The sequence below is a fragment of the Streptococcus sp. CSL10205-OR2 genome, assembly GCF_025660655.1.
Classification (GTDB): Bacteria; Bacillota; Bacilli; order Lactobacillales; family Streptococcaceae; genus Streptococcus.
The window spans coordinates 1-22,069 of sequence record NZ_JAOTIN010000009.1; the positions used below are offsets into that span (position 1 = coordinate 1).

Annotated in this window: 24 protein-coding genes; 1 reads left to right on the plus strand and 23 read right to left on the minus strand. The window is 34.7% G+C overall.

The genetic code is table 11. The annotated features are described in order from the left end of the window. Nucleotides 1-173 precede the first annotated feature (173 nt). The 22 genes from N7659_RS05295 to N7659_RS05400 all read right to left on the minus strand — a co-directional run bounded on the left by N7659_RS05295 (nucleotide 174) and on the right by N7659_RS05400 (nucleotide 20,053). The gene (locus N7659_RS05295; protein ID WP_263276171.1) at nucleotides 174-2,036 is read right to left on the minus strand and encodes a proline--tRNA ligase; all 1,863 of its coding nucleotides are present in this window, start codon (nucleotides 2,034-2,036) and stop codon (nucleotides 174-176) included. A 26-nt stretch (nucleotides 2,037-2,062) separates the two neighbouring features. Then, entirely contained in the window at nucleotides 2,063-3,322 is a 1,260-nt protein-coding gene (rseP, locus tag N7659_RS05300) for an RIP metalloprotease RseP (RefSeq protein WP_263276172.1), read from the minus strand. 15 nt (nucleotides 3,323-3,337) lie between these two features. Further along, a complete protein-coding gene (locus tag N7659_RS05305) occupies nucleotides 3,338-4,132 on the minus strand; it encodes a phosphatidate cytidylyltransferase (protein WP_263276173.1) in 795 nt (264 codons plus the stop codon). A 12-nt stretch (nucleotides 4,133-4,144) separates the two neighbouring features. Then, on the minus strand, nucleotides 4,145-4,894 hold the full coding sequence (locus N7659_RS05310) for an isoprenyl transferase (protein ID WP_263276174.1): 750 nt from the start codon (nucleotides 4,892-4,894) through the stop codon (nucleotides 4,145-4,147). 126 nt (nucleotides 4,895-5,020) lie between these two features. Then, the gene (gene yajC / locus N7659_RS05315) at nucleotides 5,021-5,350 is read right to left on the minus strand and encodes a preprotein translocase subunit YajC (protein ID WP_263276175.1); all 330 of its coding nucleotides are present in this window, start codon (nucleotides 5,348-5,350) and stop codon (nucleotides 5,021-5,023) included. Nucleotides 5,351-5,453: 103 nt separating this feature from the next. Further along, a complete protein-coding gene (locus N7659_RS05320; protein WP_263276176.1) occupies nucleotides 5,454-6,170 on the minus strand; it encodes a YebC/PmpR family DNA-binding transcriptional regulator in 717 nt (238 codons plus the stop codon). 107 nt (nucleotides 6,171-6,277) lie between these two features. After that, entirely contained in the window at nucleotides 6,278-7,369 is a 1,092-nt protein-coding gene (locus tag N7659_RS05325) for a nucleotidyltransferase (RefSeq protein WP_263276177.1), read from the minus strand. Next, entirely contained in the window at nucleotides 7,366-8,106 is a 741-nt protein-coding gene (locus N7659_RS05330; RefSeq protein WP_258512052.1) for a class I SAM-dependent DNA methyltransferase, read from the minus strand. The genes N7659_RS05325 and N7659_RS05330 overlap by 4 nt, the downstream gene beginning before the upstream one ends. Nucleotides 8,107-8,177: 71 nt before the next feature. After that, a complete protein-coding gene (gene rsfS / locus N7659_RS05335; RefSeq protein ID WP_263276178.1) occupies nucleotides 8,178-8,531 on the minus strand; it encodes a ribosome silencing factor in 354 nt (117 codons plus the stop codon). Nucleotides 8,532-8,577: 46 nt separating this feature from the next. Continuing rightward, complete coding sequence (gene yqeK / locus N7659_RS05340) at nucleotides 8,578-9,171, minus strand: bis(5'-nucleosyl)-tetraphosphatase (symmetrical) YqeK (protein WP_263276179.1); 594 nt, start codon at nucleotides 9,169-9,171, stop codon at nucleotides 8,578-8,580. Then, entirely contained in the window at nucleotides 9,158-9,799 is a 642-nt protein-coding gene (locus tag N7659_RS05345) for a nicotinate-nucleotide adenylyltransferase (RefSeq protein WP_199568061.1), read from the minus strand. Before N7659_RS05345 ends, yqeK begins: the two co-directional genes overlap by 14 nt. An 18-nt stretch (nucleotides 9,800-9,817) precedes the next feature. Continuing rightward, on the minus strand, nucleotides 9,818-10,129 hold the full coding sequence (yhbY, locus tag N7659_RS05350) for a ribosome assembly RNA-binding protein YhbY (RefSeq protein WP_263276180.1): 312 nt from the start codon (nucleotides 10,127-10,129) through the stop codon (nucleotides 9,818-9,820). A gap of 9 nt (nucleotides 10,130-10,138) precedes the next feature. Continuing rightward, nucleotides 10,139-11,245, minus strand: coding sequence for a ribosome biogenesis GTPase YqeH (gene yqeH / locus N7659_RS05355; protein ID WP_263276181.1), 1,107 nt, complete (start codon nucleotides 11,243-11,245; stop codon nucleotides 10,139-10,141). After that, the gene (locus N7659_RS05360; protein ID WP_317629566.1) at nucleotides 11,246-11,773 is read right to left on the minus strand and encodes a YqeG family HAD IIIA-type phosphatase; all 528 of its coding nucleotides are present in this window, start codon (nucleotides 11,771-11,773) and stop codon (nucleotides 11,246-11,248) included. 92 nt (nucleotides 11,774-11,865) lie between these two features. After that, on the minus strand, nucleotides 11,866-12,735 hold the full coding sequence (locus tag N7659_RS05365; protein ID WP_263276182.1) for a CPBP family intramembrane glutamic endopeptidase: 870 nt from the start codon (nucleotides 12,733-12,735) through the stop codon (nucleotides 11,866-11,868). A gap of 146 nt (nucleotides 12,736-12,881) precedes the next feature. Continuing rightward, the gene (locus N7659_RS05370; RefSeq protein ID WP_263276183.1) at nucleotides 12,882-13,880 is read right to left on the minus strand and encodes a hypothetical protein; all 999 of its coding nucleotides are present in this window, start codon (nucleotides 13,878-13,880) and stop codon (nucleotides 12,882-12,884) included. Between the two features lie 120 nt (nucleotides 13,881-14,000). After that, the gene (gene gatB / locus N7659_RS05375; protein ID WP_263276184.1) at nucleotides 14,001-15,434 is read right to left on the minus strand and encodes an Asp-tRNA(Asn)/Glu-tRNA(Gln) amidotransferase subunit GatB; all 1,434 of its coding nucleotides are present in this window, start codon (nucleotides 15,432-15,434) and stop codon (nucleotides 14,001-14,003) included. After that, on the minus strand, nucleotides 15,434-16,900 hold the full coding sequence (gene gatA / locus N7659_RS05380) for an Asp-tRNA(Asn)/Glu-tRNA(Gln) amidotransferase subunit GatA (RefSeq protein ID WP_263276185.1): 1,467 nt from the start codon (nucleotides 16,898-16,900) through the stop codon (nucleotides 15,434-15,436). Before gatA ends, gatB begins: the two co-directional genes overlap by 1 nt. Beyond that, a complete protein-coding gene (gene gatC / locus N7659_RS05385) occupies nucleotides 16,900-17,202 on the minus strand; it encodes an Asp-tRNA(Asn)/Glu-tRNA(Gln) amidotransferase subunit GatC (protein ID WP_199568069.1) in 303 nt (100 codons plus the stop codon). The genes gatA and gatC overlap by 1 nt, the downstream gene beginning before the upstream one ends. 185 nt (nucleotides 17,203-17,387) lie before the next feature. After that, entirely contained in the window at nucleotides 17,388-17,939 is a 552-nt protein-coding gene (locus N7659_RS05390; RefSeq protein ID WP_263276242.1) for a cysteine hydrolase family protein, read from the minus strand. A 1-nt stretch (nucleotide 17,940) separates the two neighbouring features. Further along, complete coding sequence (gene codY, locus N7659_RS05395; RefSeq protein ID WP_263276186.1) at nucleotides 17,941-18,726, minus strand: GTP-sensing pleiotropic transcriptional regulator CodY; 786 nt, start codon at nucleotides 18,724-18,726, stop codon at nucleotides 17,941-17,943. A gap of 112 nt (nucleotides 18,727-18,838) precedes the next feature. Then, entirely contained in the window at nucleotides 18,839-20,053 is a 1,215-nt protein-coding gene (locus N7659_RS05400; RefSeq protein WP_263276187.1) for a pyridoxal phosphate-dependent aminotransferase, read from the minus strand. Nucleotides 20,054-20,211: 158 nt separating this feature from the next. On the opposite strand from N7659_RS05400, the gene N7659_RS05405 reads away from it, so the two are divergent. Next, nucleotides 20,212-20,649 carry a universal stress protein gene (locus N7659_RS05405; RefSeq protein WP_263276188.1) on the plus strand — a complete coding sequence of 146 codons (438 nt, stop codon included), beginning with the start codon at nucleotides 20,212-20,214 and terminating at the stop codon, nucleotides 20,647-20,649. Between the two features lie 15 nt (nucleotides 20,650-20,664). On the opposite strand, the gene N7659_RS05410 is transcribed toward N7659_RS05405, so the two are convergent. Further along, nucleotides 20,665-22,062: a Cof-type HAD-IIB family hydrolase gene (locus tag N7659_RS05410; protein WP_263276189.1), complete on the minus strand. Its 1,398-nt coding sequence runs from the start codon at nucleotides 22,060-22,062 to the stop codon at nucleotides 20,665-20,667. Nucleotides 22,063-22,069: the final 7 nt, after the last annotated feature.

Below are 22,069 nucleotides of genomic sequence, written 5' to 3' on the forward strand. Positions count from 1 at the left end.
TTACTTTCATAACCCTGCACGTTTGGTTTCTTGTCTTGTTCAGTTTTCAAAGGTCATGCTCTTTCGAGACAACTATTATATTCTAGCACCTCAGCTAAGCTTTGTCAATACATTTTGTCGCTTTTTTTATAAAAAATTCTCACCAAGTATCCTTGGTGAGAAGATTTTTGAAATTATGCTTTGTTCATATTAGTCAATATTTCTAGGGTTTCTAATAAGTTTGATTCGCTCACTTCTATAGTATCACCACTTGATTTCATTTTGACTTCTATAATACCTTCTGAAGCTTTTTTTCCTACTGTAATTCTAATGGGTAAACCAATTAAATCACTGTCTGAAAATTTTGATCCTGCTCTTTCGTTACGATCATCTGTTAAAACACTATAGTTAGCATCCATTAATAGCATTTCAATTTTATTGGTTAGTGCAACCGCATTATCATCTTTAACATTGACAGTAATAAGGTGAATATCATAAGGTGCTAATTCTTTAGGAAAATTAACTCCCCAAGAATAGCGATAATCTCCTTTTGGTGTTTTTGTTACAAAAATCCGAGCATGTTGTTCCATGACAGCTGACAAAATTCGGCTCACACCTATGCCGTAAGAACCCATGATAATAGGTTGGCTACTTCCTTTTTCATTTAGAATGGTAGCTCCCATGCTTTCAGAATACCTTGTTCCTAGTTTGAAGATATGTCCAATTTCAATCCCCTTGGCAAATTTTAAGGTCCCAAGACCATCAGGTGATGCTTCACCTTCTTTTACTTCTCTTATGTCAGCGTATTCTGCGTCAAAATCTCTAGTGGGATTAACATTTTTAAAGTGATAACCATCTTCATTAGCACCAGAAATAGCATTTGTACTGTTTTTAATGTTGAGATCGGCAATAATTTTAATATTATTTGGCAAATCAACTGGACCAAGAGAACCAAACGAAACATTTAACAAGGCTTTACTGTCATTTTCTGAAGCAGGCTCTAAGAAATCAGCACCTAGATAATTTTTTAATTTGACTTCATTAACTTGATCATCGCCGACCAAAAGAACAGCAATTGGTTCTTTGTCAGCTAAATAAAGAAGTGTTTTAATGGTTTCTTTGGTATCGACATTAAAAAATGAAGCCACTTCTTCAATTGTTTTACTATCAGGTGTCTCAACTTTTTCGAGATTTTGCATAGCTATTACTTTTGAACTTGGTTTAAATTGACTACTTGCCATTTCAAGATTTGCTGCATAACCTGATTCTGTTGAATAAGCAATGGTATCTTCACCAGAGATTAACCAAGAAGTGAGTTCTTGTTTAATGGCTTCTAAAACATCTTCAGGAATATCGTCAATTTTAGCTATCGTCTTATCGAGAATTAACCATCTTTTAAGATCTGTTCTATCTGGAGTAATAGCCATAAATTCTTGGCTATCTTTACCTCCCATAGCACCACCATCACCAATGATTGCCTTAAAGTCTAATTCAATACGTTTAAAAATTCTTTCATAAGCTTTTTTATAATCATCATATGTCACATCTAAACTATCATAGTCAGCATGAAAACTATAAGCATCTTTCATAATAAACTCGCGTGTTCTTAATAAACCATTTCTTGGTCGTTTTTCATCACGATATTTAGATTGAATTTGATAAACAGTTAAAGGTAATTGTTTATAGGACTTAATAGAATCTCTCATTAAGGCAGTAAAGGTTTCTTCGTGTGTTGGTCCTAAAATAAACTCTGATTGCTCTCTATTTTTTAATTGGTATAAATCCGGACCATAAGTTTCAAAACGTCCTGATTCTTTCCATAAATCAGCAGTAAGTAAAGCTGGTGCTAGCATTTCAACCGCACCAATTTTTTCAAATTCTTCACGCATGATATTTTTTAATTTTTCAATTAAACGGTTAGCAAGCGGTAAATAAGAATATATTCCAGATGATATTTGTCGAACATAGCCAGCTCTGAGCATCAAGGCGTGACTAATGACTTGAGCATCACTTGGCATTTCCCTAAGTGTTGGGATCAACATTTTACTTTGTTTCATTATTTATCTCCATCTATCGTTTCATTTTAAAAGAATGTTCGCAAGATATCATTCCATGTCACTGAAATCATCAAAATTACCATGACAACAACACCTGCTAAGGTAATATACATTTCTGTTTCTTGTTTGAGTGGTTTTCTTCTGATGGCTTCAATGATATTCATCACTATTTTACCACCATCTAGTGCAGGAATTGGCACAAGATTTAAGATACCTAGATTCATTGATAGCATAGCCATTAAATAAAGGACATCCGAAAATCCTGAGGCTGCTGCTTGGTTACTTAATTGATAAATAGCAACCGGCCCACCTAGTTTATTAATATCTGGATGGAAGATGAGGTTTTTAAGACCATTTAAAATGGCAAAGGCGGATGTATAAGCCATTTCAAAACCACCAAATAATTTATCTGTAAAACTAGTTTTTAAACTTCTCGTTACACCAATAAGATAGGTGTTGTTTTGTTTTTCTGGGACCACAGAAACTGTTTTTTCTTCACCATCATTTTGGACAACCAAACTAATAGCTTCGCCTTCTTTTAAGTCTTTGGTAGCGTCAGCAACACCTTGTGTCAATTCTTGCCAATTGGAAATTGTTTTTCCTTCAATAGATAAAATTTGACTATTTTCAACAACTCCTGCTTGAGCTAGTGGTCCATTAGGCATCACTTGTACACGATTGGTGGTCTCATCTGGCACCCCACCTTGAACAAAGGCTAAGATGATGAAAACAACAATTCCAAGAATAAAATTATTCATTGGACCGGCAAAATTCGTCATCATCCGACCAAGTATACTAGCATTTTGATATTGAACATCTTTAGGTGCTATTAAAACTTCTGTGCCATCTTCTTCAATGATTGTTGCGTTGTGATTAACCTTAAATGTTTTTGTCTCTTCAAGAACTAATCCAGTGACTTCCAGTTTATCTTCTAAATCATAGGATACTATATTCATAGGAAGACTGGTCGAAGAGACGGCACGCTTAGAAAGATTAATTTGTGTTACCTCGGATAAATCATTAAATTCTAAACTGGCTAAAGTACCTGTTTTGATATCAGTTTTATCATCTCCCCAACCTGCCATACGAACGTAGCCTCCAAGGGGTAAAAGGCGAATAGTATAAGTTGTCCCATCTTTACCTCGATGAGCAAAAATTTTTGGACCCATACCAATAGAAAATTCTCTTACAAGGATGCCTGATTTTTTGGCAAAGTAAAGGTGACCATATTCATGGATCACAACAATGACACCAAAAATAAAAATAAATGTTAAAATACCAGTCATTTTATTTTCTCCATTTTAAAATAAACCTACAAAGTGCATCAACGGCAGTACAATCAACATGCTATCAAATCGATCTAAAACACCACCGTGACCTGGAATGAATTTACCAGAATCTTTAACACCAAAATAACGTTTGATGGCACTTTCAATTAAATCTCCAAACTGGCCAGCTATACTAAATAAAGCAACCAAAAGCATCATCACAGGAAAAGAATAAGGCGCATAGACAGAAGTATCAAAAAACATAAATAAACTTGCTATAACTAGTGCAAAAAAGACACCTCCTAAGCTCCCTTCAATAGTTTTAGAAGGTGAGACTGGAGTAGGCAGTTTTCTACGACCATAGCGAACACCGATTAAATAAGCTCCTGAATCTGTTGCCCAGATTATTAGTAGAGCTAACATGACCTTATTAAAGCCAGATTGTTGAGCAATAACAAGATTTTGAAAACCAATACCAACGTATAAACTAGAAGCTATTGGAAAGACAACATCATCAAAAGTATAGTCTGGATAATTAAAAACAATTCCTGCTAGTAGTAGAAAAACAACAATGCTAAATGCTGAAAAATTAGCATCTAAGGGTAGAAAGTTGAGATAATTACCAATAGGAACTGTCAAAACAAAAGCTCCTAACATGGCTAAAACACCTTCAAATGAAAAAACTTCCAATCGTTTCATTCTAAGAAGTTCTGAAACAGCAAGCATTGATAAAAAGCCAACAAATAATTGGAAAGTTATTCCTCCTAAAAATAGTAATGGCATAAAAATAGCTAAGGCTATTAAACCAAAAATAATTCTTTTTTGCATACTTTTCCTTTCTTACACTTTTCCAAATCGTCTTTGGCGGTGACTATATTCTTCTAGTGCCTTAGTAAATTCTTCCTGATTAAAATCGGGCCAAAAAACGGGTGTGAAATAAAATTCACTATAAGCTGATTGCCATGGTAAAAAGTTACTAAGTCTTATTTCACCACTTGTTCTAATAATAAGATCAGGATTTTGATATAAATCAGGTAAGTCTGACGTCATTAGATGATTGGCAATCACTTCTTCAGTGATTTCTTCAGGCTTTATTTCACCTTGACTAACTTTTTTTGAAATTTCTCTTATTGCTAAGGTTAACTCGGCACGGCCACCATAATTAAGAGCAAAATTAAGAATTAATCCTGTGTTGTTTTTAGTCAATTGACAGGCATCATCTAAAGCTTTTAATGTGTCTTCTGGGAGACGATTTCTTTCTCCCATCATTTGAATTTTGACATTATTCTCATGTAATTTTGGAACATATTTGTCAAAAAAATCCACGGGCAACTTCATGATAAAGGAGACTTCGTCTTCAGGTCGTGACCAGTTTTCTGTTGAGAATGCATAAACAGTCAATACTTTAACACCTATTTCAGATGACATTAATGTAATGTCTTGAAGGGCATCCATACCTGCTTTGTGCCCAAACACACGAGGTTGCATTCTTTTTTTAGCCCATCTACCATTACCATCCATGATAATGCCAATGTGCTTTGGAATTGTTTCTAGTGCTGTTGGTTTACTATTTTTTAAAAAATCAAACATTATTTTATCCTAATCATTGAAATACTATTGCTATTTTACCATATTTTTCAGTTTTATAGCAGTTTCTAATAATTTCTAGTTGGTAAAAAATAAAAATTTCCTTTTGAGGAGGAAATTTTTACTCTTTTATTCTTCAATAGCTGATTCCACAACACTTTCCTTAGCGTCTTCAACAGAAACCACCGGCTCATTTGCTCTAGAAACAATTCGCTTAATTGATGTTAATTCATAAGTAAGGTAGACACCTTCAGCATCAAGAACAACTTTATTGTGATCTTTATCCACTTCATCAACAAGGGCAAACATACCACCGATTGTCACAATTTCATCACCTTTTGACATGGTTTTGAGTTCATCTAAACGTTTTTGCATTTGCTTTTTTTGTTGACGTTGCATAAAAAAGGTAATACCAACAAATATAGCAAACATACCAAGCATTGTAAGATTAAAATTCATAATTTCCTCCATACTATTAAATTCATTCTTACTATATCAGAATAAGAACAAATAGGCAAGGCAATACCATTAATTTCAAAGGTAAACATTATTTTTATTTGAATTACAAGCCTTCTACATTGTGATAAACTTTTTGGACATCATCATCTGATTCTAAAACATCAATTAGTTTTTCAACAATTTCTAAATCTTCTTCAGATAGACTCACTTCTGATTGCGGAATCATCTCAAGCTCTGTTACTTGGAATTCTGTGATGCCTTCTTTTTGAAGAGCTTCCATTCCTTTATGTAAATCTGTAGGAGCTGTATAAACAGTAATACTACCGTCTTCTGCTTCAACATCTTCAACATCAACATCAGCTTCTAATAACACTTCAAAAATATGTTCAGCGTCTGTTCCTTCAAAAACAATAACACCTTTTTTGTCAAACATGTAAGAAACAGCACCACTAGCTCCCATATTCCCACCATTTTTACCAAAGGCAGTTCTAATGTTGGCAGCTGTACGATTAACATTTGATGTTAAAGTATCAACAATAATCATTGAACCATTTGGTCCAAAACCTTCATAACGACCTTCAACAAAGGTTTCATCTGTATTTCCTTTTGCCTTATCAATAGCTTTGTCAATAACATGTTTTGGTACTTGCGCTTGTTTGGCACGTTCTAAAACAAATTTTAGTGCTGAATTTGATTCTGGGTCTGGCTCTCCTTGTTTGGCTGCTACATAGATTTCTACACCAAATTTAGCATATATTTTTGAATTAGCGCCATCTTTTGCTGTTTTTTTTGCAACAATATTAGCCCATTTACGTCCCATTAGTAATCTCCTTTTATTTTTTTGCTTTATTATTATATCACAAAACTTCTCATGATAAAAAGACTTCATGATTTATTGTACTTTTCATTATATAAATGTTTAGTCCATTATTTTCCCATGAAAGGAATTCGACCATAGGTTTGTTGAGTGATTTTTTTATTGCCCATTTGATAAATAGTATCTGCTTTTTGAGTCATGAAATCCCAAGGTTCTTTGCCAATTCTCGTCATAAGTATTTCTTTGTTTTTAAGTTGAGATAAATAACACTGACCCTTTTGACTAAAACTAAGAACATGGATTTTCTCAGGTAGCGGACTATCTTTTGCATTGACTAAAATATAGGTTAATAACCTTCTGACACGCGCTTTAGTATAGCGTTTAGTTACCACTTGGTTAACCAATTCCTCTATATTATCAACTTTTGTTATTACAGTTTTAATCCGACTAGCCATTTCTTCATTGACTTGATAAATCTCAGTCAAATCCTGATGAGATAAAATATGATATTTGAGTAGATGAAAATAATCATCCCATGACACATGTGGCTCTTTTAGTATGTTTTGCCAAGCCGGTGTTGATTGTTTTAAAAACTCTTTATCTTTTATATGATGTCTGATGGCTGTTGCTGACACTATCGAGGCAGTTTTATCAAGAGAGTGAAAATCTGCACCCACTCTTTTAACAGGTCTTATCTTAATGTCATAAGGCGCAATTGCCTTAACATAAGACAGCGCCAAAATATGATTAGGGGTTTGTCCAGAAAATGTTATGCCTGAAAAATGTTGCCACATTTTTTGAGCTTTTTCAGGATAAGATGTTAAGTGTGATTGACTCTTTAAAAAGTCTTCCATCTCCTCTTGTTTATTACGATAATCTTCTAGTAACTGTTGATAATGACCATTTTCTTCCGTTCCAAAGGCAAGTTCCTCAATCCCTAACGCGTTTAAAATAGAAAGAGCGCCTTTTGCAAAATAATCGGCGGATTGAACACTCACTAAAAAGGGCAATTCAACAACGATATCTGCTCCGTTTTCAATAGCCATTTGTGCTCTTGACCACTTATCAACAATAGCAGGCTCTCCTCTTTGCATAAAATTACCAGACATGGCAACAATTTTCAAACCAGAGATTTGTTCTAATAAGTAGCGATGACCGTAATGAAAAGGATTAAATTCGGCAACAATACCTGTAATCGTCATTTTCTTGCCACAAAAAACCAGCGTTTTGAAGTTTCTTCTGGTTTTTTATCCTCAAAATCAGCATAAACCTCGACATTTTTAAACCCAGCCTGCTCTAGTAAAATATCATAGGTTAGTATCTCATAGGTTCTTTCTTCATGAATTTCATCAAAACGTTTGAAGTCACCTGTTTTATCCTTAACAAAAAAAGTGAGTTCATGAACAACAGAATGAGGTGCCTCATCAGCGTAGGTATCCCAAAGAAAAGCAAAGTCTTCAGCATTTTCATGATAACTGTAACCTGGAAAAACTTGGTCTGTTTGAAAAGTGGAGTGAACATCGAAAATAAAAACACCGTCATGTTCTAATATGTTATAAACCTCTTTAAAAACATCGCCAACGTCTACCTCATCTTGTAAATAACAAATCGAGTCTGAGTAACAAGTGACCATATTAAATTTTGGCAGCTGAGATAAGTCTCTCATATCCCCTTTAATAAAAGTAATATCAAGATTTTTTGAATCGCGTCTCTTTTTGGCAATATCTAGCATTTCAGCACTTAAATCTAGCCCAGTCACATCAAAACCAGCTTCAACAAAGTAAATCGATTGAAGACCTGTTCCACAAGCCAGTTCTAATAACTTTTTTTGATCTTTAGCACTGGGTAAGTGGCGAAGGCTAAAATCAGTCCATTTTTGATAGAGAGAGTCATCCATGACACTATCATAAATCCTCGCAAACATTTCATAATTAATCATTTTTTTCATCTTTCTTTTAATTCGGTCTATCACTACCATCAGAAAAAACCTGTTCCTAAGAACAAGGTTAATTAGTTTATAATGTCTTCTAAGGCTATTAGTGGTGCTTCATGCCATAATTTTTCTAAATTATAGTGAGCACGTTCTTCTTCTGAAAAGATATGGACGATGACACTGTTTAAATCAAGTAACACCCAACCAGCTTTAGCATCGCCTTCAATATGACTACTGTCTTGTCCAGAAAGTTTCACTTTTTCACGAATATTGTCTGAAATAGCTTCTAATTGTCTACTATTAGTGGCACTCATAATAACAAAGTAATCAGTCATACTTGTTAATTCTTGTAGGTTTAAAACCATGATATCTTCAGCTCTTTTTTCATCAGCTGCTGATAGGATTGTTTGTAGTAATTCTTTTTCTAACACGTTTGTTCCTCTTTTTCTAGATTGTCATCATCACACAACAAAGTCATCAGTCTTCGTTTAAATGATGAATATAGGCATTGTAGGTTTGAATCGTTCGGGGATGAATAGGAATTCTTTTTTTAACAAGGTAACTAATCGTTTGAGCCGTTTCATAAGCAACTGCTTTATCCAAGGAGCTCTCTGCTAATTTTCTTGCTTCATCAACACCTGGGAAATCACGATTGGGTTCGATATAATCGGCAACATAAACGATTTTATCAAGAAGAGACATCTGACTAGAACCTGTTGTATGGTATTTAATCGCTTGAAGAATCTCTTTATCGGTCAAACCCAAGTCTTCTTGAATTTTGTAGGTGCCAACCAAGCCATGCCAAATATTATTGTTCCATTGTTTCAAGCTCTCATCTAATTGATACTTATCAATGAGATGGATAAATTCAGAATCAGGCAAGTTCTTTGCATAATCATGAAGAAGACCAGCTAAACCTGCTTTTTCAGCGTCATAATGATTTAGACGTGCTAAACGGATGCTGGTTTCTTCTACACCTATCATATGTTTTAAACGCTCTTTTGTTACTACTTGCTCAAGTTTTTTTATGAGTTGGTCACGACTCATATTAAGATAGTTACGATAAGTCATGATATAATCCTTCTTTTTTAATATAATCTAACACTGCTTTAGGTAATAGAAAATTAGGATCTCTCTCTTTTTTGATAAAGTCACGAATCATGCTAGATGAAATATCCATTAATGGGACATCAACCCAGATGACTGGATAACTAGTTCCTGATTTATACTTAGGACGTTGAACACCAACAAATTGAACCATCTGAATCAAGTCATCAATTTTATGCCACTTTGGCAGATAATCCACCATATCAGCACCAATAATAAAATAATAGTCTACCTCTGGATTTTTTTTTATCAATTCTACCATTGTGTCATAAGTGTAGCTGATACCTTTTCTTTCAAGTTCAATGGTTTCAATCGCTAACCCCTTAACACCTTCAATCGCTAACTCAAGCATTTTAAGACGGTGCTTCTCGTCAATAGTAGTTTTTGTATCAACATGTGGGGGTTTATATTCAGGCATTAGTAAAACTTGGTCAAGACCAAGTTGCTGGCGAACTTGATCAGCAACAATCAAGTGGGCATTGTGGACGGGATTAAAATTACCTCCTAAAATACCAATTTGTGGCCGATTGTTGGTCTTTGTTTCTACGTCTAATTCTACTTTTGTAAATGGTGTTAATAGTTCAATAGCCATTTATGCCTCCGAACAATATTAAAGTGTTTTGACTTTTTCAGAAATTTTGCGATTCTCTTTTCGAGTTGACTCTTTATATAAAATCAAGATACGGCCGATTTTTAAAACAGTCTCTACACCGATTTCATCTTCTAATATTTCTGCTACCTCATGAATGTCCTCATCGGTATTTTGTAGCAGAGTTACTTTGATTAATTCACGCGCGTCTAGTGCATTTCGAACACTTGTTTTAATTGGGTTATTTAAGCCATTTTTCCCAATTTGAATAATGGGTTTTAAAGAATGTGCTTGGCTTTTTAAAAATGCACGTTGTTTACTTGTTAATGTCATATTTTCCTCTTATACTATTGCTCGACGTAAAACAACTGAGACACCTTCTGGTGCCCATGCTGCCACTCTAGCTTTTTCTTTAATACGAATCCAACCAAGACCTGAAAAGACTAAATCCATTTTCTCTGTAATGACAAACTCATGTTTGACTAACTTTGGGAATGTCTTTATTTGGTCATGTTTTGGAGGACTTAATAGTTGTCCAAGATGTTTTTGATAAAAACCATCAGCACCTTCTAACTTTGTTCGATGAAGAGGCAGATTGTTATCAACAAAAATGGTAAAGCCTTGTTTATCCCCTTCTAAAAAATCAAATCTGGCTAAGCCAGCCATGAAAATAGTTTGCTCTTGATTAAGTTGGTAAGTTTTAGGTTTAATTTCCTTTTTAGGACTCACGTATTTCAAATCTTTTTTGGATAAATAATGAGCCATTTGATGACGATGGATAATTCCAGGAGTGTCAAAAAGGTAATGCCCATCTTCTAAAGGAATTTCAATTTTATCTAAAGTCGTTCCAGGAAAACGCGAAGTGGTAATCACATTTTGGCTACCGGTAAGTTCTTGAATAATGGCATTGATTAAGGTTGATTTTCCAACATTAGTGACACCAACAACATAAACATCTCTACCTTTTCTTAATTGATCAATTTTCTGAATTAATTCTTTGATAGCTTGACGATTTTGGGCGCTGGTTAAAACAACATCTTTTGGTCGTAGACCTTCTTCATGAGCTCTTTCCATCAACCACTGAGTCACTTTAGCATCTTTGACAGATTTTGGTAAGATATCTTTTTTATTGCCAACTAGTAAAATATCGTTATTAGCGACAAATCTTGATAAACCAGGGATAACAGAGCCATTAAAATCAAAAATATCAACCACATTGACAATTAAGGCGTTACTGTCACCCACTTCATGAAGTAGTTTCAAAAAATCATCATCAGACAATTGAACATCTTGAATATCATTATAGTGCCTGAGTCGAAAACACCTCTGGCAATAAATATCACCCGTTTCTTGATTTTTTTCTAGTGTTGACAATGGGGTATACCCTATTTTGTCTTTATCAGTGGTTTGGATTTTGGCACCACAACCAATACAGTACAAATCTTTCACTTAAATTCCTTTTTTATAGTCAATTTTGCCATATTTCTTTTCAATTTTTGCAAGTACACGACGTTCTCTCATACGATTAATTTTTGTGTTCCAGGCATCTGAGGTAACAAGTGGTTTCACCAAAATCGATCTGATACCAGCTCTGTGAGCAGCTCTAATGTCAGTCATTAACTGATCACCTACCATAACAACTTCATCGCGATCAAAACCATACCTTTCAATAGCAATATTAATTCCTCTGGCAAAAGGTTTCATGGCGCGACTAACAAAGTCAACACCAAATTTATCAACAGCACGCTCAACTCGGTCATATTTATTGTTAGAAACAACCACTACCGGAATATCAGCAATAGTCATTTCATCTAACCAAGCACGTAATTCTGCAGTACCATCAGGATTATTCCAAGCAATCAAGGTATTATCCAAGTCAACTAAAACAGCACGAATCCCCTGATCTCTCAGATTATCAGGTCTTAAATCATAGACAGCTTCGACCGCAAAGGTCGGTATATAATCTTCTATACTCACATCTCTCTCCACAAATATATAGTACTCTTATTCTAACATAATTTAGTTAAAAAAACACCCTCTTAGTATGAGTATCAGCCTAAATGACACTTTTATTTCCCAAGCAAAGTAAACTCATTTGTTTTCTTCAAATCATAAACTAACCAGATGATGACAGCTAGTTGAACAAGGAGACTAAAGACACTGCCCTCTACACCAAAATCACCACCTGTTAACCAATCAGGTCCATGAACACTTACCTTGACAAAAGCTTGTGACGTCTGACTACCACTGACATTAAAATTAAAAAAACTACCTTGAAAACAATTCCACGCAGCATGAATCCCACTAACGCCCCAAATATCATTTGTTTTTAACATGTATAAAGCAGCAAGCACACCAAATAAAAATAAGTCAAGAATGGGAATGACTGATAAATGATCATTTCCTAGATGCAAAATAGTGAAAAATAACGATGAGACAATTAATCCCATAAAGACAGGATATCTAGTGGATATTGAACTAAACAACCATCCTCTAGCCAAAATTTCTTCTGCACTACCTTGTACCGTCCAGGCAATCATCAAAATCAAAAACTGAACGATAAGAGTTGGAGATAATTGATACCCAGTGAAGGTGAGACCACCAAAAAGAAACATTAAAAAGACACAAATAAACATCATTAAGGTTCCGATTCCCCACCCAGAAAGAAAAGATTGAAAGGCTTTTGTTTTTGTAAATCCAATACCTTGCCAGGGACTTTTTTCAATGACTCTAGCCCAGAAAACAACCGTTAATGAAATAAAAATAAAGCCAAACAACTGTATTTCTAAAGGTGGTATTTGGTACATAAAAAAGGGCACAATTACCATAAAACTAATGGTTTCAGCTAATGTTAATAAAATAAAACCAACCAAAGGTCCAAGAAGCCAACCTAAATTAAATTTTGATTCTTGTTTTGCTGCAATAAATGTCTTTTTCATTTTAAAAATCCTTTTTAATTATCATAAAATTACTATATAAAAAGTTTACACTAAATTGTTTTAAAAATCTATTTTTTCGAAATGAGCATCTGTTAGAGGAAAGTAAAAACACCACCACGGACTGATGGCGTGGTGATGTTTATTTATTAAGCTGCTGTTGCAATTAATGCTTCTAGTTTTTTATACTGTTCCTCTGTTAAAAATTGGCGATAAAACTCTAATTCTTCCATTAGATCTTCTTTAGAATAAAAAGAGAGATTATCTTTGACTTGATTATATAGTTCTTGAAATTCTTCATCTGTTAACTCTGCTTGATAGACTTCTGATGATATCATTTGTAATTCATCGGGACTAATGATTTTTGATTTACTAGGCACTTTAGGAGCAATATAGTTAACTTTTTTAGAAATCATTTCAATAGTGATAGACTCTATACCATCATCCAATCCAGGAGCCATTTTAAGATCAATAGTCACATTAGCACTACCGTCTTTTTCTAAACGATATGTGACCAAACTACTCTCATCAAGGTAAGCATTCATCATATTAAGATAGGTACTAGCTGTTGCATCCTCTGACACATCTTTGACCATATCTAATAATTCTGACATTTCAATAGTTAAGACAACTGCATCTCCATCTTCTTTAAATTTTTCAGCATCAATCTCTTTAAAACTATCGGCCCAACCTGTTGAATCTTCTGCTTCATCAAAAACAGAATCATAGTCCTCACTAAAGTCAGCGACATTGATATAACGACCTTTAATTTTATCACTTTCTATACCAGAAAACATTCCCCAAAGTTCAGCATTAACATAAAAATCATCATTAGTACCAACGATATCTAACATCGGAAAAGAAGACTTGAATTCAGATAAGTCAGAAGAAATTGAAAAGATTTTATCTTTTGTTGATTGAGAAACATCAAAGATGAATGCTTTGTTTTTTAAGTCTTTCAACTCAGACATCTCTGTACTATTATTTGCCAATTTAATATCCTTAATTTTAACACTAAAGACAAAACTTGTTTCTTCTTGTTTTAGATTATTATTATAACGTGTGATAAATTCATCTTGAGGATTTTTCGAACAAGCCACAATAATAATGAGTAGTGGTAACAATAACAAAAATTTTAATTTTTTCATTTCCTTTATCCTTTCTGTATCTTATTACTATTATATCGATTATAAAACGGTTTCACAAGTAAAAATTTGAGTTTTTAAAAAGATTGAAAGCCAATATTGACTTTCAATCTTTTTTTATCGTTAAAGGTTAGCTAATTCTTCATTTAGCAATTGTTGTGCCACTTGAGGATTGGCCTGTCCTTTCGTTGCTTTCATTAATTGTCCAATTAATGACTTGGCAGCATTTTTATTACCTGCTTTATAGTCATTAATGGCTTTTTCATTATTAGCGAAAACGTCTTTAATGATTGGAATAAGTTGCTCAGGACTTGAAATTTGGACAAGTCCAGCTGATTCAACATACTCTCTAGCACTACCACCATTTTTAGCAAGATGGACAAAGACTTTCTTTGCAATTTTAGAAGAAATGGTACCATCAGCGATTAAGCTAAGCATCTCCACAAGATTTTCTGGTGTTAAAGAAATATCGTTAATCGTCTGACTAGCAGTATTTAGATATTGCGCCACTTCACCTTGGAGCCAGTTGGAAACAAGCTTGGCATCGCCTCCGATAGAAACAGCTTTTTCAAAAAAGTCTGAAACGGCTTTTGTTGCCGTTAATTGCATGGCATCATAGGCTGATAAACCAAACTGTGTTGTGTATTTTTCGCGACGCTGTTTTGGAAATTCTGGTAAGCTAGAACGAACCGCTTCAATCCAGCTGTCTTCAATTTCAAAAATGGGAAGATCTGGTTCTGGAAAATAACGATAGTCACTTGAACCTTCTTTCACGCGCATTAAAATGGTTTCACCAGTTGATTCATCATAACGACGAGTTTCTTGTTGAATTTGACCACCTGAGCGAAGAATTTTTGCTTGGCGTTCCACTTCGTATTGAAGACCACGACGTACAAAGTTAAAGGAGTTTAAATTCTTGAGCTCAGTCTTCGTTCCAAAGGCTTCTTGACCATAAGGACGCAAAGAAATATTAGCATCCACACGCATTGATCCTTCTTCCATTTTGACGTCAGAAATACCAGTGTATTGAATAATTTCTTTCAATGCAGTCAAATAAGCGTAAGCTTCTTCAGGACTTCTCATATCTGCTTCTGAAACAATCTCAATCAAAGGCACACCTTGGCGATTGATGTCCACATATGAATAGCCACCACTGCCATGGGTATTTTTACCTGCATCTTCTTCTAGGTGAGCACGTTCAATGCGAATCGTTTTTTTCGTACCATCTTCAAGTACAATCTCAATAGAGCCATTGTAGCCTATGGGTTCATCAAATTGAGAAATTTGGTAGGCTTTTGGATTATCTGGGTAAAAATAATTTTTACGGTCAAAATGCATCCTTTGATGGATGTCCATATTCAGCGCAAGAGCCGCTTTAATCCCATAATCAATCACACCCTTATTCATGACTGGAAGAACACCAGGAAATGCCCAATCGACAATATTAGTATTGGTATTTGGATCTTCACCAAAATGAGCTGGAGCAGGTGAGAAAATTTTTGAATTTGTTTTTAATTCCACATGGACTTCAAGTCCAATAACTGTTTCAAAATTCATTATTTGTCACCTCCAAAAATAATCGGTTGTTGTTTATGGTAATCGGTTGTTGCTTCAAAGGCTTGAGCCACTTGATAGATTACTTCTTCACTGTATTTTGGTCCTATTAGTTGTAAACCAACAGGCAAGCCTTCAACAAAACCTGATGGAATAGAAATAGCAGGAAGGCCAGCAAGGTTAACTGGAATGGTCAACAAATCAGCCAAATACATAGCAACAGGGTTATGACTTTGTGTCCCAAGACCATAAGCCACATCTGGAGCAGTTGGACCAAGAATTAAATCATAATCAGCAAAGACTTGATTAAAATCATTGATAATTAAGGTCCTTACTTGACCAGCTTTTTTAAAGTAGGCATCATAATAACCTGATGATAAGCTAAAGGTTCCTAGCATAATACGGCGTTTCACCTCGTCACCAAAGCCTTCACTTCTGGTATTGATATAAACATCTTCAAGGTTATTATAGTTTTCTGTTCTAAAACCATAACGAATGCCATCAAAACGTTGCAGATTTGAAGAAGCTTCTGAAGAAGCAATGATATAATAAACAGCCACACCATACTTACTATGTGGCAAACTCACTTCTTCAATGATAGCTCCTAGGCTCTCTAAGTGTTTTGCTGCTTTTAAAATATTGTCTTTAACAGCAGGGTTAATGCCTTCTCCCATATATTCTTTAGGAAGAGCAATCTTCATTCCTTTAATACTTTGACCCATTTTACTGGTAAAATCTGTCACTTCTTTTTTAGCTGAGGTTGAATCTTTTTCATCAAAACCTGAAATGACATTTAATAACTGTGCATTTTCCTTAACAGTTTGTGAAAAAGGACCAATTTGATCAAGTGAACTACCAAAGGCAATCAATCCAAAACGAGACACACGGCCATACGTTGGTTTCATACCAACAATACCATTAAATGAAGCAGGTTGACGGATAGAACCACCAGTATCAGATCCTAAGGATAGGCGCACTTGTCCTGAGGCAACTGCAGTTGCAGAGCCACCTGATGAACCACCAGGCACTTTCGTTGTGTCCCAAGCATTTTTAGTAGTCTTGAAGTAAGAATTTTCAGTAGAACCTCCCATGGCAAATTCATCCATATTGGTTTTACCAATAATCACCATATCATTGTGATAAAGTTTTTCAACACTTGTGGCATCAAAGATAGGGGTATAATTATAAAGCATTTTTGATGCTGCTGTTGTTAGAATACCTTTTGTTGAAATATTATCTTTAACCGCTAAAGGAATACCACTCATGACATTATGGGGATCAATCCCCTTTTCATCAATAGCTTTAGCTTGTTTTAGAGCATCTTCTTCAGAAATGGTGATAAAGCTACCGATCTTTTCTTCACGTTCTGAGATATCTTTAAGGGTTTCTTTTGTTAACTCAAGAGCTGAGATGTCTTTTGACACAAGAAGGTCATGTAATTCATCGATTGTTTTATGATTTAAAGACATTAAGCATTTCCTCCTTCATCAATAATGGCAGGTACTTTTATCAAACCATTTTCAGTTTCTGGTACATTTTTAAAGAGTTCCTCTCGATTCCAACCCTTGATAGCAACATCTTCACGCATAACATTGACTGTATCAGCCATAGTCGTTGTAATAGCAACACCTGTTGTATCGACTTCATTTAACAGTTCTACCATATCAACAATTTTTGAAAGTGTGGTTGCAAATTCTTTTGTGTCTTCATCACTAAAGGCTAATTTTGATAGTTTAGCCACGTGACGCACTTCTTCTTCAGAAATTTTCATTCGTTACTTATCCTCCATTTAGTCTATCGTTAAAATTATACCATATTTTCTAACGCTTCGTCTTTTGTTTCCTCATTAAATTCTTTTTGAAAATAACTTCATACTTATCAGACGTTCACCTGTTAATTAAGTAATAAAAGAACACCTCATCACACAGGATTAAGGTGTTCTTTTTTCAAAATATTTTAATCAACCATTTTAGCACCTAAAACATTCTCGAAATGATTTAAAGCCCATCCATGACTGTTCACATCAATACTAGCCACACAAGATTTTGGAATTTCAATCTTATAACCTAGGTTATAAGCATCGATAGCGGTATGTAGAACACAAATATCAGTTAAGACACCTGTCAATACAACAGTATCAACTTTTCTTTCACGAAGTCGAATGTCAAGATCTGTGCCAGAAAAAGCAGAGTAATGACGCTTATCCATCCAAAAAACTTTAGGTGACCCTTTAATATCTTCGTAAACATCATTTAGTTTGCCGTATAAAAATCGACCTGATGTTCCTTTAATATTATGCGGTGGAAATAGCTTCATTTCTGGATGAAAATCATCATCGGTTGTATGACAATCAATAGTAAAGAAAATATAATCACCATTATCATACGCTTCTTTTGTCTTTTGAACAATACTCGCTTCAATAGCTTGCGCTGGTTTTCCTGCTGTTAATTTTCCATCATCAGCAACAAAATCATAGGTATAATCAATTGATACAAGTGCTTTTGTCATTTTATTCATAATCCTTTATCTTTTGAAAAATACCGTCATTAATCACTTTAAGATAGGTCCCCTTCATCCCAAGAGAGCGACTCTCGATAATGCCGGCACTCTCTAACTTACGAAGGGCATTAACAATCACACTTCTAGTGATACCGATACGATCTGCAATAACAGAAGCTGTTAAGCGTCCTTCAAGACCGTCTAATTCACTTAGAATAGCTTTTATCGCTTTCATTTCGGAATAAGATAAGGTGTTGATTGCCATATTAATAGCAGTCTGTTTTCTAACGGTTTCTTCTAAGTTTTCATTTTGTAAATTCAATAATTGAACACCTACCACAGTTGATGCGATTTCACTTAAAACGAGAGCATCATCTTCAAAAGGTTTGTCGTTTCTCCAGATAATGAGAGTTCCAAGTCTCATCCCACCACCATATATTGGGGTTAGTGTGGTTAAGCCATCAGGATAAATATCTTTTGATTCCACTGGATAAACAGTTAACGGACTACTGATTGGTAAATTAGCCTCCGTGTCAAAAATGCGATTAACTGCTTCAACATATGAATCTGGAAATTGATGTGCTTCAAAAATTTCTTCTACTCGGTCATTGTTAGTACTATATTTCATCGCATAACCAAGCATATGACCAGTTGCATTCATAATACAAGCATTGCAGTCAATAATATCAGCCAACTGAGCTGCAGTGGTGTTATACGGTAATTCTTCTTGCAGTTGATCAATAGCTTTTTGCAAGATTGAGGTCATTCTTCTTGTTTTTGTAAGTAAGTTAGCCATAATCCACTCTTTCTATAGTAATCATGACTATTATATCAAAGTGGTATTTTATTTGCAAACAATTGTCAGAAAATTTTTTATTATTTCAATATTTAAAGTTGTCAATGTCATTTTAACGACGATATTGATGAAGAAAACGTGTCATTTTTTCTTGTAATTCTGCTAATTCTTCTACTCTTGGTAGATAAACAATTCTAAAATGATCAGCATCTTTCCAGTTGAAGCCTCGACCATGCACCAAGAGTACTTTTTCTTGTTTCAAAAATTCTAAAACAAAATTTTCATCATCTTTAATGTCATACATGTTTTGGTCTATTTTAGGGAAAATATAAAGACCAGCTTTAGGTTTTACTGCCGATAGACCAGGAATGTCATTAATCGCTTTTGTGATAAAATTACGCTGTTCAAAAATGCGACCACCTGGTAGTAAAAGTTCATCAACGGATTGATAACCACCTAGAGATGTTTGAACAACTTGCTGTGCTAAAACATTTGAACAAAGTCTCATGTTAGACAACATATTCAAACCTTCTATATACCCTTTAACATGATCTTTTCTTCCTGATAGAACCATCCATCCTACTCGAAAACCAGCAATACGATGTGACTTTGATAAGCCATTCATAGTCACAACAAACACATCTGGCGCAAGACTAGCAATCGGAATATGTTTAAGTCCATCCATCACCATTCGATCATAGATTTCATCAGAAAAAATGATGAGTTCATGCTGACGAGCCAATTCAACAATTGCCTCTAAAATATCTTTTGGATAAAGGGCTCCTGTTGGATTATTGGGATTGATAAGAACAATAGCTTTGGTGTTTGACGTGATTTTCGACTTCATATCTTCTATATCTGGATACCATTCTGATTGCTCATCACAGATATAATGAACAGCACGACCACCAGACAAGCTAACAGCTGCTGTCCATAACGGATAATCAGGCATGGGCACTAAAACTTCATCACCATCATCAAGTAGACCTTGCATAGACATGGTAATCAATTCACTAACACCATTTCCAATAAAAATATCATCAATATCAATATTAGGGAAATTCTTGGTTTGACAGTATTGCATAATCGCTTTTCTGGCACTAAAAATACCCTTACTATTTGAATAGCCTTCACTATCTCTTGCATTCATGATAAGGTCTCTAATCACCTCATCTGGCGCTGTAAAACCAAATTCTGCTGGATTACCAGTATTTAGCCTCAAAATTTTCTTACCATCAGCTATCATGCGATTAGCTTCATCAAGAACAGGTCCTCTGATATCATAGGCAACATGTTCTAATTTAGATGATTTTTCATATCGTTTCATAGTTTTTACCTCGTGTTAAGTATTATAGAACTAATTTTAAAAAAAGTAAAATAGCAATAGTGATAAATTTTTACCTTTTTAGAGAACTCTTCTCAAACTATTATTATTTTTTTACTAAAAGTTGTATAATAAAGATAGAAATAAGGGAGGTGTTTACTATGACTTACCAATATAAACGTATTTTAGTTGGTATTGATGGCTCACCACAAGCTGAGATTGCTTTAAAAAAAGGCATTCAAATTGCAATCAACGATAACGCAGAACTAATTCTAGCACACGTCATTGACACACGCGCGACACAAAGCGTTGCTACCTTAGATGGTTTTGTCTTTGAACAATTAGAAAATGAAGCTAGTCGTACCCTGGAAAAATATAAGGACATGGCTAAAAAAAGAGGACTGCAAAAAATAAAAACTCTGATTGAGTTTGGAAATCCAAAGACTCTTTTAGCAACAGACATCCCTGAAAAAGAAAATATTGATTTAATTATGCTTGGTGCAACAGGTCTTAGCACCTTTGAAAGATTGCTGATTGGTTCATCTTCTGAGTATATTATGCGCCACGCTGCTGTTGATATTCTCATTGTTAGAAAATAATAAAAATAGAGATTTCTATTCAGAAATCTCTATTTTAGTTCTTAATGCCTTTTGAATTTGGCGATCAAGTTCTCGTTTGATAGCTGGTTCTGGTGCAAATCGTTCTTCCCAATTATCAGGTTTTAAAATCTTATGAGTGACAGGATCAAAATGAGCCTTCCCATCTGGGAAAATTTTTCCCATGTTAGCGCCATGAACTGTATCAAAAAATGGTTTAGGATCAACACCCATGAGAACGAAACTACCATAGGTGAAATAAAGTAGATCTGTCAAGGCGTCAACTTGGCCAACAATACTTTCTCCCTCATAAGGTTTTCGGGCGACTTTTTTTGTGGCATCATCTATCGCAGTGTGTAAATCTACCACTGCTTTTTTAAAGTCCTGATTATTACCTTGGCTTGTTGCATAAAGAAATTCGACAATTTCTTCCACTTTAAAGCCTGATCGATAGCTCGCCTGTTCTAAACTATAGGCTTTGGGGACTTGACGCGTTTCCCCGTCCATCAGCTGGTGGAAATCCTTGACTTTATTGAAATTTTCATCCTTACTCTTAAAGGTCTGACTAGGATATAAATGAACAAGACCATAGTGATCAAGAGCTTTAGAAATACCATCGTTATTATTAGTATCCGTAATATAGTGAGCTATTTTTTTAACTGATTCCTTAGCATTACCCATAGCAACGCCAACACCAACTCCTGATAGCATTTCGATGTCATTATCAGAGTCTCCAAAAGCCATCACTTCTGAAATATCAAATCCAAAAAAATCACCAACAAGTGAAATACCCTTTAACTTAGACTGATTTTTGGAGATGAGGTCAGCAGAATAAGGGCTACTTCTTGTCACTGTTAATTGAGGGAAACGGTCTTCTATTTTTCTGGTTTCTTGCTGACTAGCTACTAGCACCACTTGAAAAATAGGTTGACGCATCATGGTTAGTAAAGTAGCTCTATTTTGAGGTTTAAACCGTCGAATCAAATGTTTAAAACTTTTTTCAACCGTTTTAGCCATCTTTTTAGGAATGAGACGACTGACAATTTGACCAAAACGACTCGTTCCCATATTGATAATTTGTGAACCAACTAACCCTGAGACCGTTCCTAGAGAAATCTCTTTTTTTTGATCAGAAGCGTACTTAATCACCTTGTAAACCACTGATTTTGGCAGGGTATTTTGGTATAAAATGCGATCTCTCGTAAAAATATATTGCCCATTATAAGTAATGGCAAAATCAAGCCCTAGATTATCCATAAAAGGGTCAACAAAACCAGGACCACGCCCAGTAGCTAGTCCTACAACAATTCCTTGTTTTTTCATTTCTTTTATTGCTTGATGGGTTGATTTTTGGACTGATTTAATATCGTTTAAAAGTGTCCCATCAATATCAAAACAAACTGCTTTTATTGCCAATTAAAAT

Coding starts and splice junctions, on each gene's coding strand:
- N7659_RS05400 (WP_263276187.1), bottom strand. CDS start 20,053: ATGAAACGATATGAAAAATCATCTAAATTAGAACATGTTGCCTATGAT.
- N7659_RS05405 (WP_263276188.1), top strand. CDS start 20,212: ATGACTTACCAATATAAACGTATTTTAGTTGGTATTGATGGCTCACCA.
- N7659_RS05345 (WP_199568061.1), bottom strand. CDS start 9,799: ATGGCTATTGAACTATTAACACCATTTACAAAAGTAGAATTAGACGTA.
- N7659_RS05370 (WP_263276183.1), bottom strand. CDS start 13,880: ATGAAAAAATTAAAATTTTTGTTATTGTTACCACTACTCATTATTATT.
- N7659_RS05320 (WP_263276176.1), bottom strand. CDS start 6,170: ATGGGACGTAAATGGGCTAATATTGTTGCAAAAAAAACAGCAAAAGAT.
- yajC (WP_263276175.1), bottom strand. CDS start 5,350: ATGAATTTTAATCTTACAATGCTTGGTATGTTTGCTATATTTGTTGGT.
- N7659_RS05310 (WP_263276174.1), bottom strand. CDS start 4,894: ATGTTTGATTTTTTAAAAAATAGTAAACCAACAGCACTAGAAACAATT.
- N7659_RS05390 (WP_263276242.1), bottom strand. CDS start 17,939: ATGACAAAAGCACTTGTATCAATTGATTATACCTATGATTTTGTTGCT.
- codY (WP_263276186.1), bottom strand. CDS start 18,726: ATGGCTAACTTACTTACAAAAACAAGAAGAATGACCTCAATCTTGCAA.
- N7659_RS05365 (WP_263276182.1), bottom strand. CDS start 12,735: ATGAAAAAGACATTTATTGCAGCAAAACAAGAATCAAAATTTAATTTA.
- N7659_RS05330 (WP_258512052.1), bottom strand. CDS start 8,106: ATGATTAATTATGAAATGTTTGCGAGGATTTATGATAGTGTCATGGAT.
- N7659_RS05325 (WP_263276177.1), bottom strand. CDS start 7,369: ATGACGATTACAGGTATTGTTGCCGAATTTAATCCTTTTCATTACGGT.
- yqeK (WP_263276179.1), bottom strand. CDS start 9,171: ATGACTTATCGTAACTATCTTAATATGAGTCGTGACCAACTCATAAAA.
- rseP (WP_263276172.1), bottom strand. CDS start 3,322: ATGACTGGTATTTTAACATTTATTTTTATTTTTGGTGTCATTGTTGTG.
- N7659_RS05295 (WP_263276171.1), bottom strand. CDS start 2,036: ATGAAACAAAGTAAAATGTTGATCCCAACACTTAGGGAAATGCCAAGT.
- gatA (WP_263276185.1), bottom strand. CDS start 16,900: ATGTCTTTAAATCATAAAACAATCGATGAATTACATGACCTTCTTGTG.
- gatC (WP_199568069.1), bottom strand. CDS start 17,202: ATGAAAATTTCTGAAGAAGAAGTGCGTCACGTGGCTAAACTATCAAAA.
- yhbY (WP_263276180.1), bottom strand. CDS start 10,129: ATGACATTAACAAGTAAACAACGTGCATTTTTAAAAAGCCAAGCACAT.
- gatB (WP_263276184.1), bottom strand. CDS start 15,434: ATGAATTTTGAAACAGTTATTGGACTTGAAGTCCATGTGGAATTAAAA.
- N7659_RS05305 (WP_263276173.1), bottom strand. CDS start 4,132: ATGCAAAAAAGAATTATTTTTGGTTTAATAGCCTTAGCTATTTTTATG.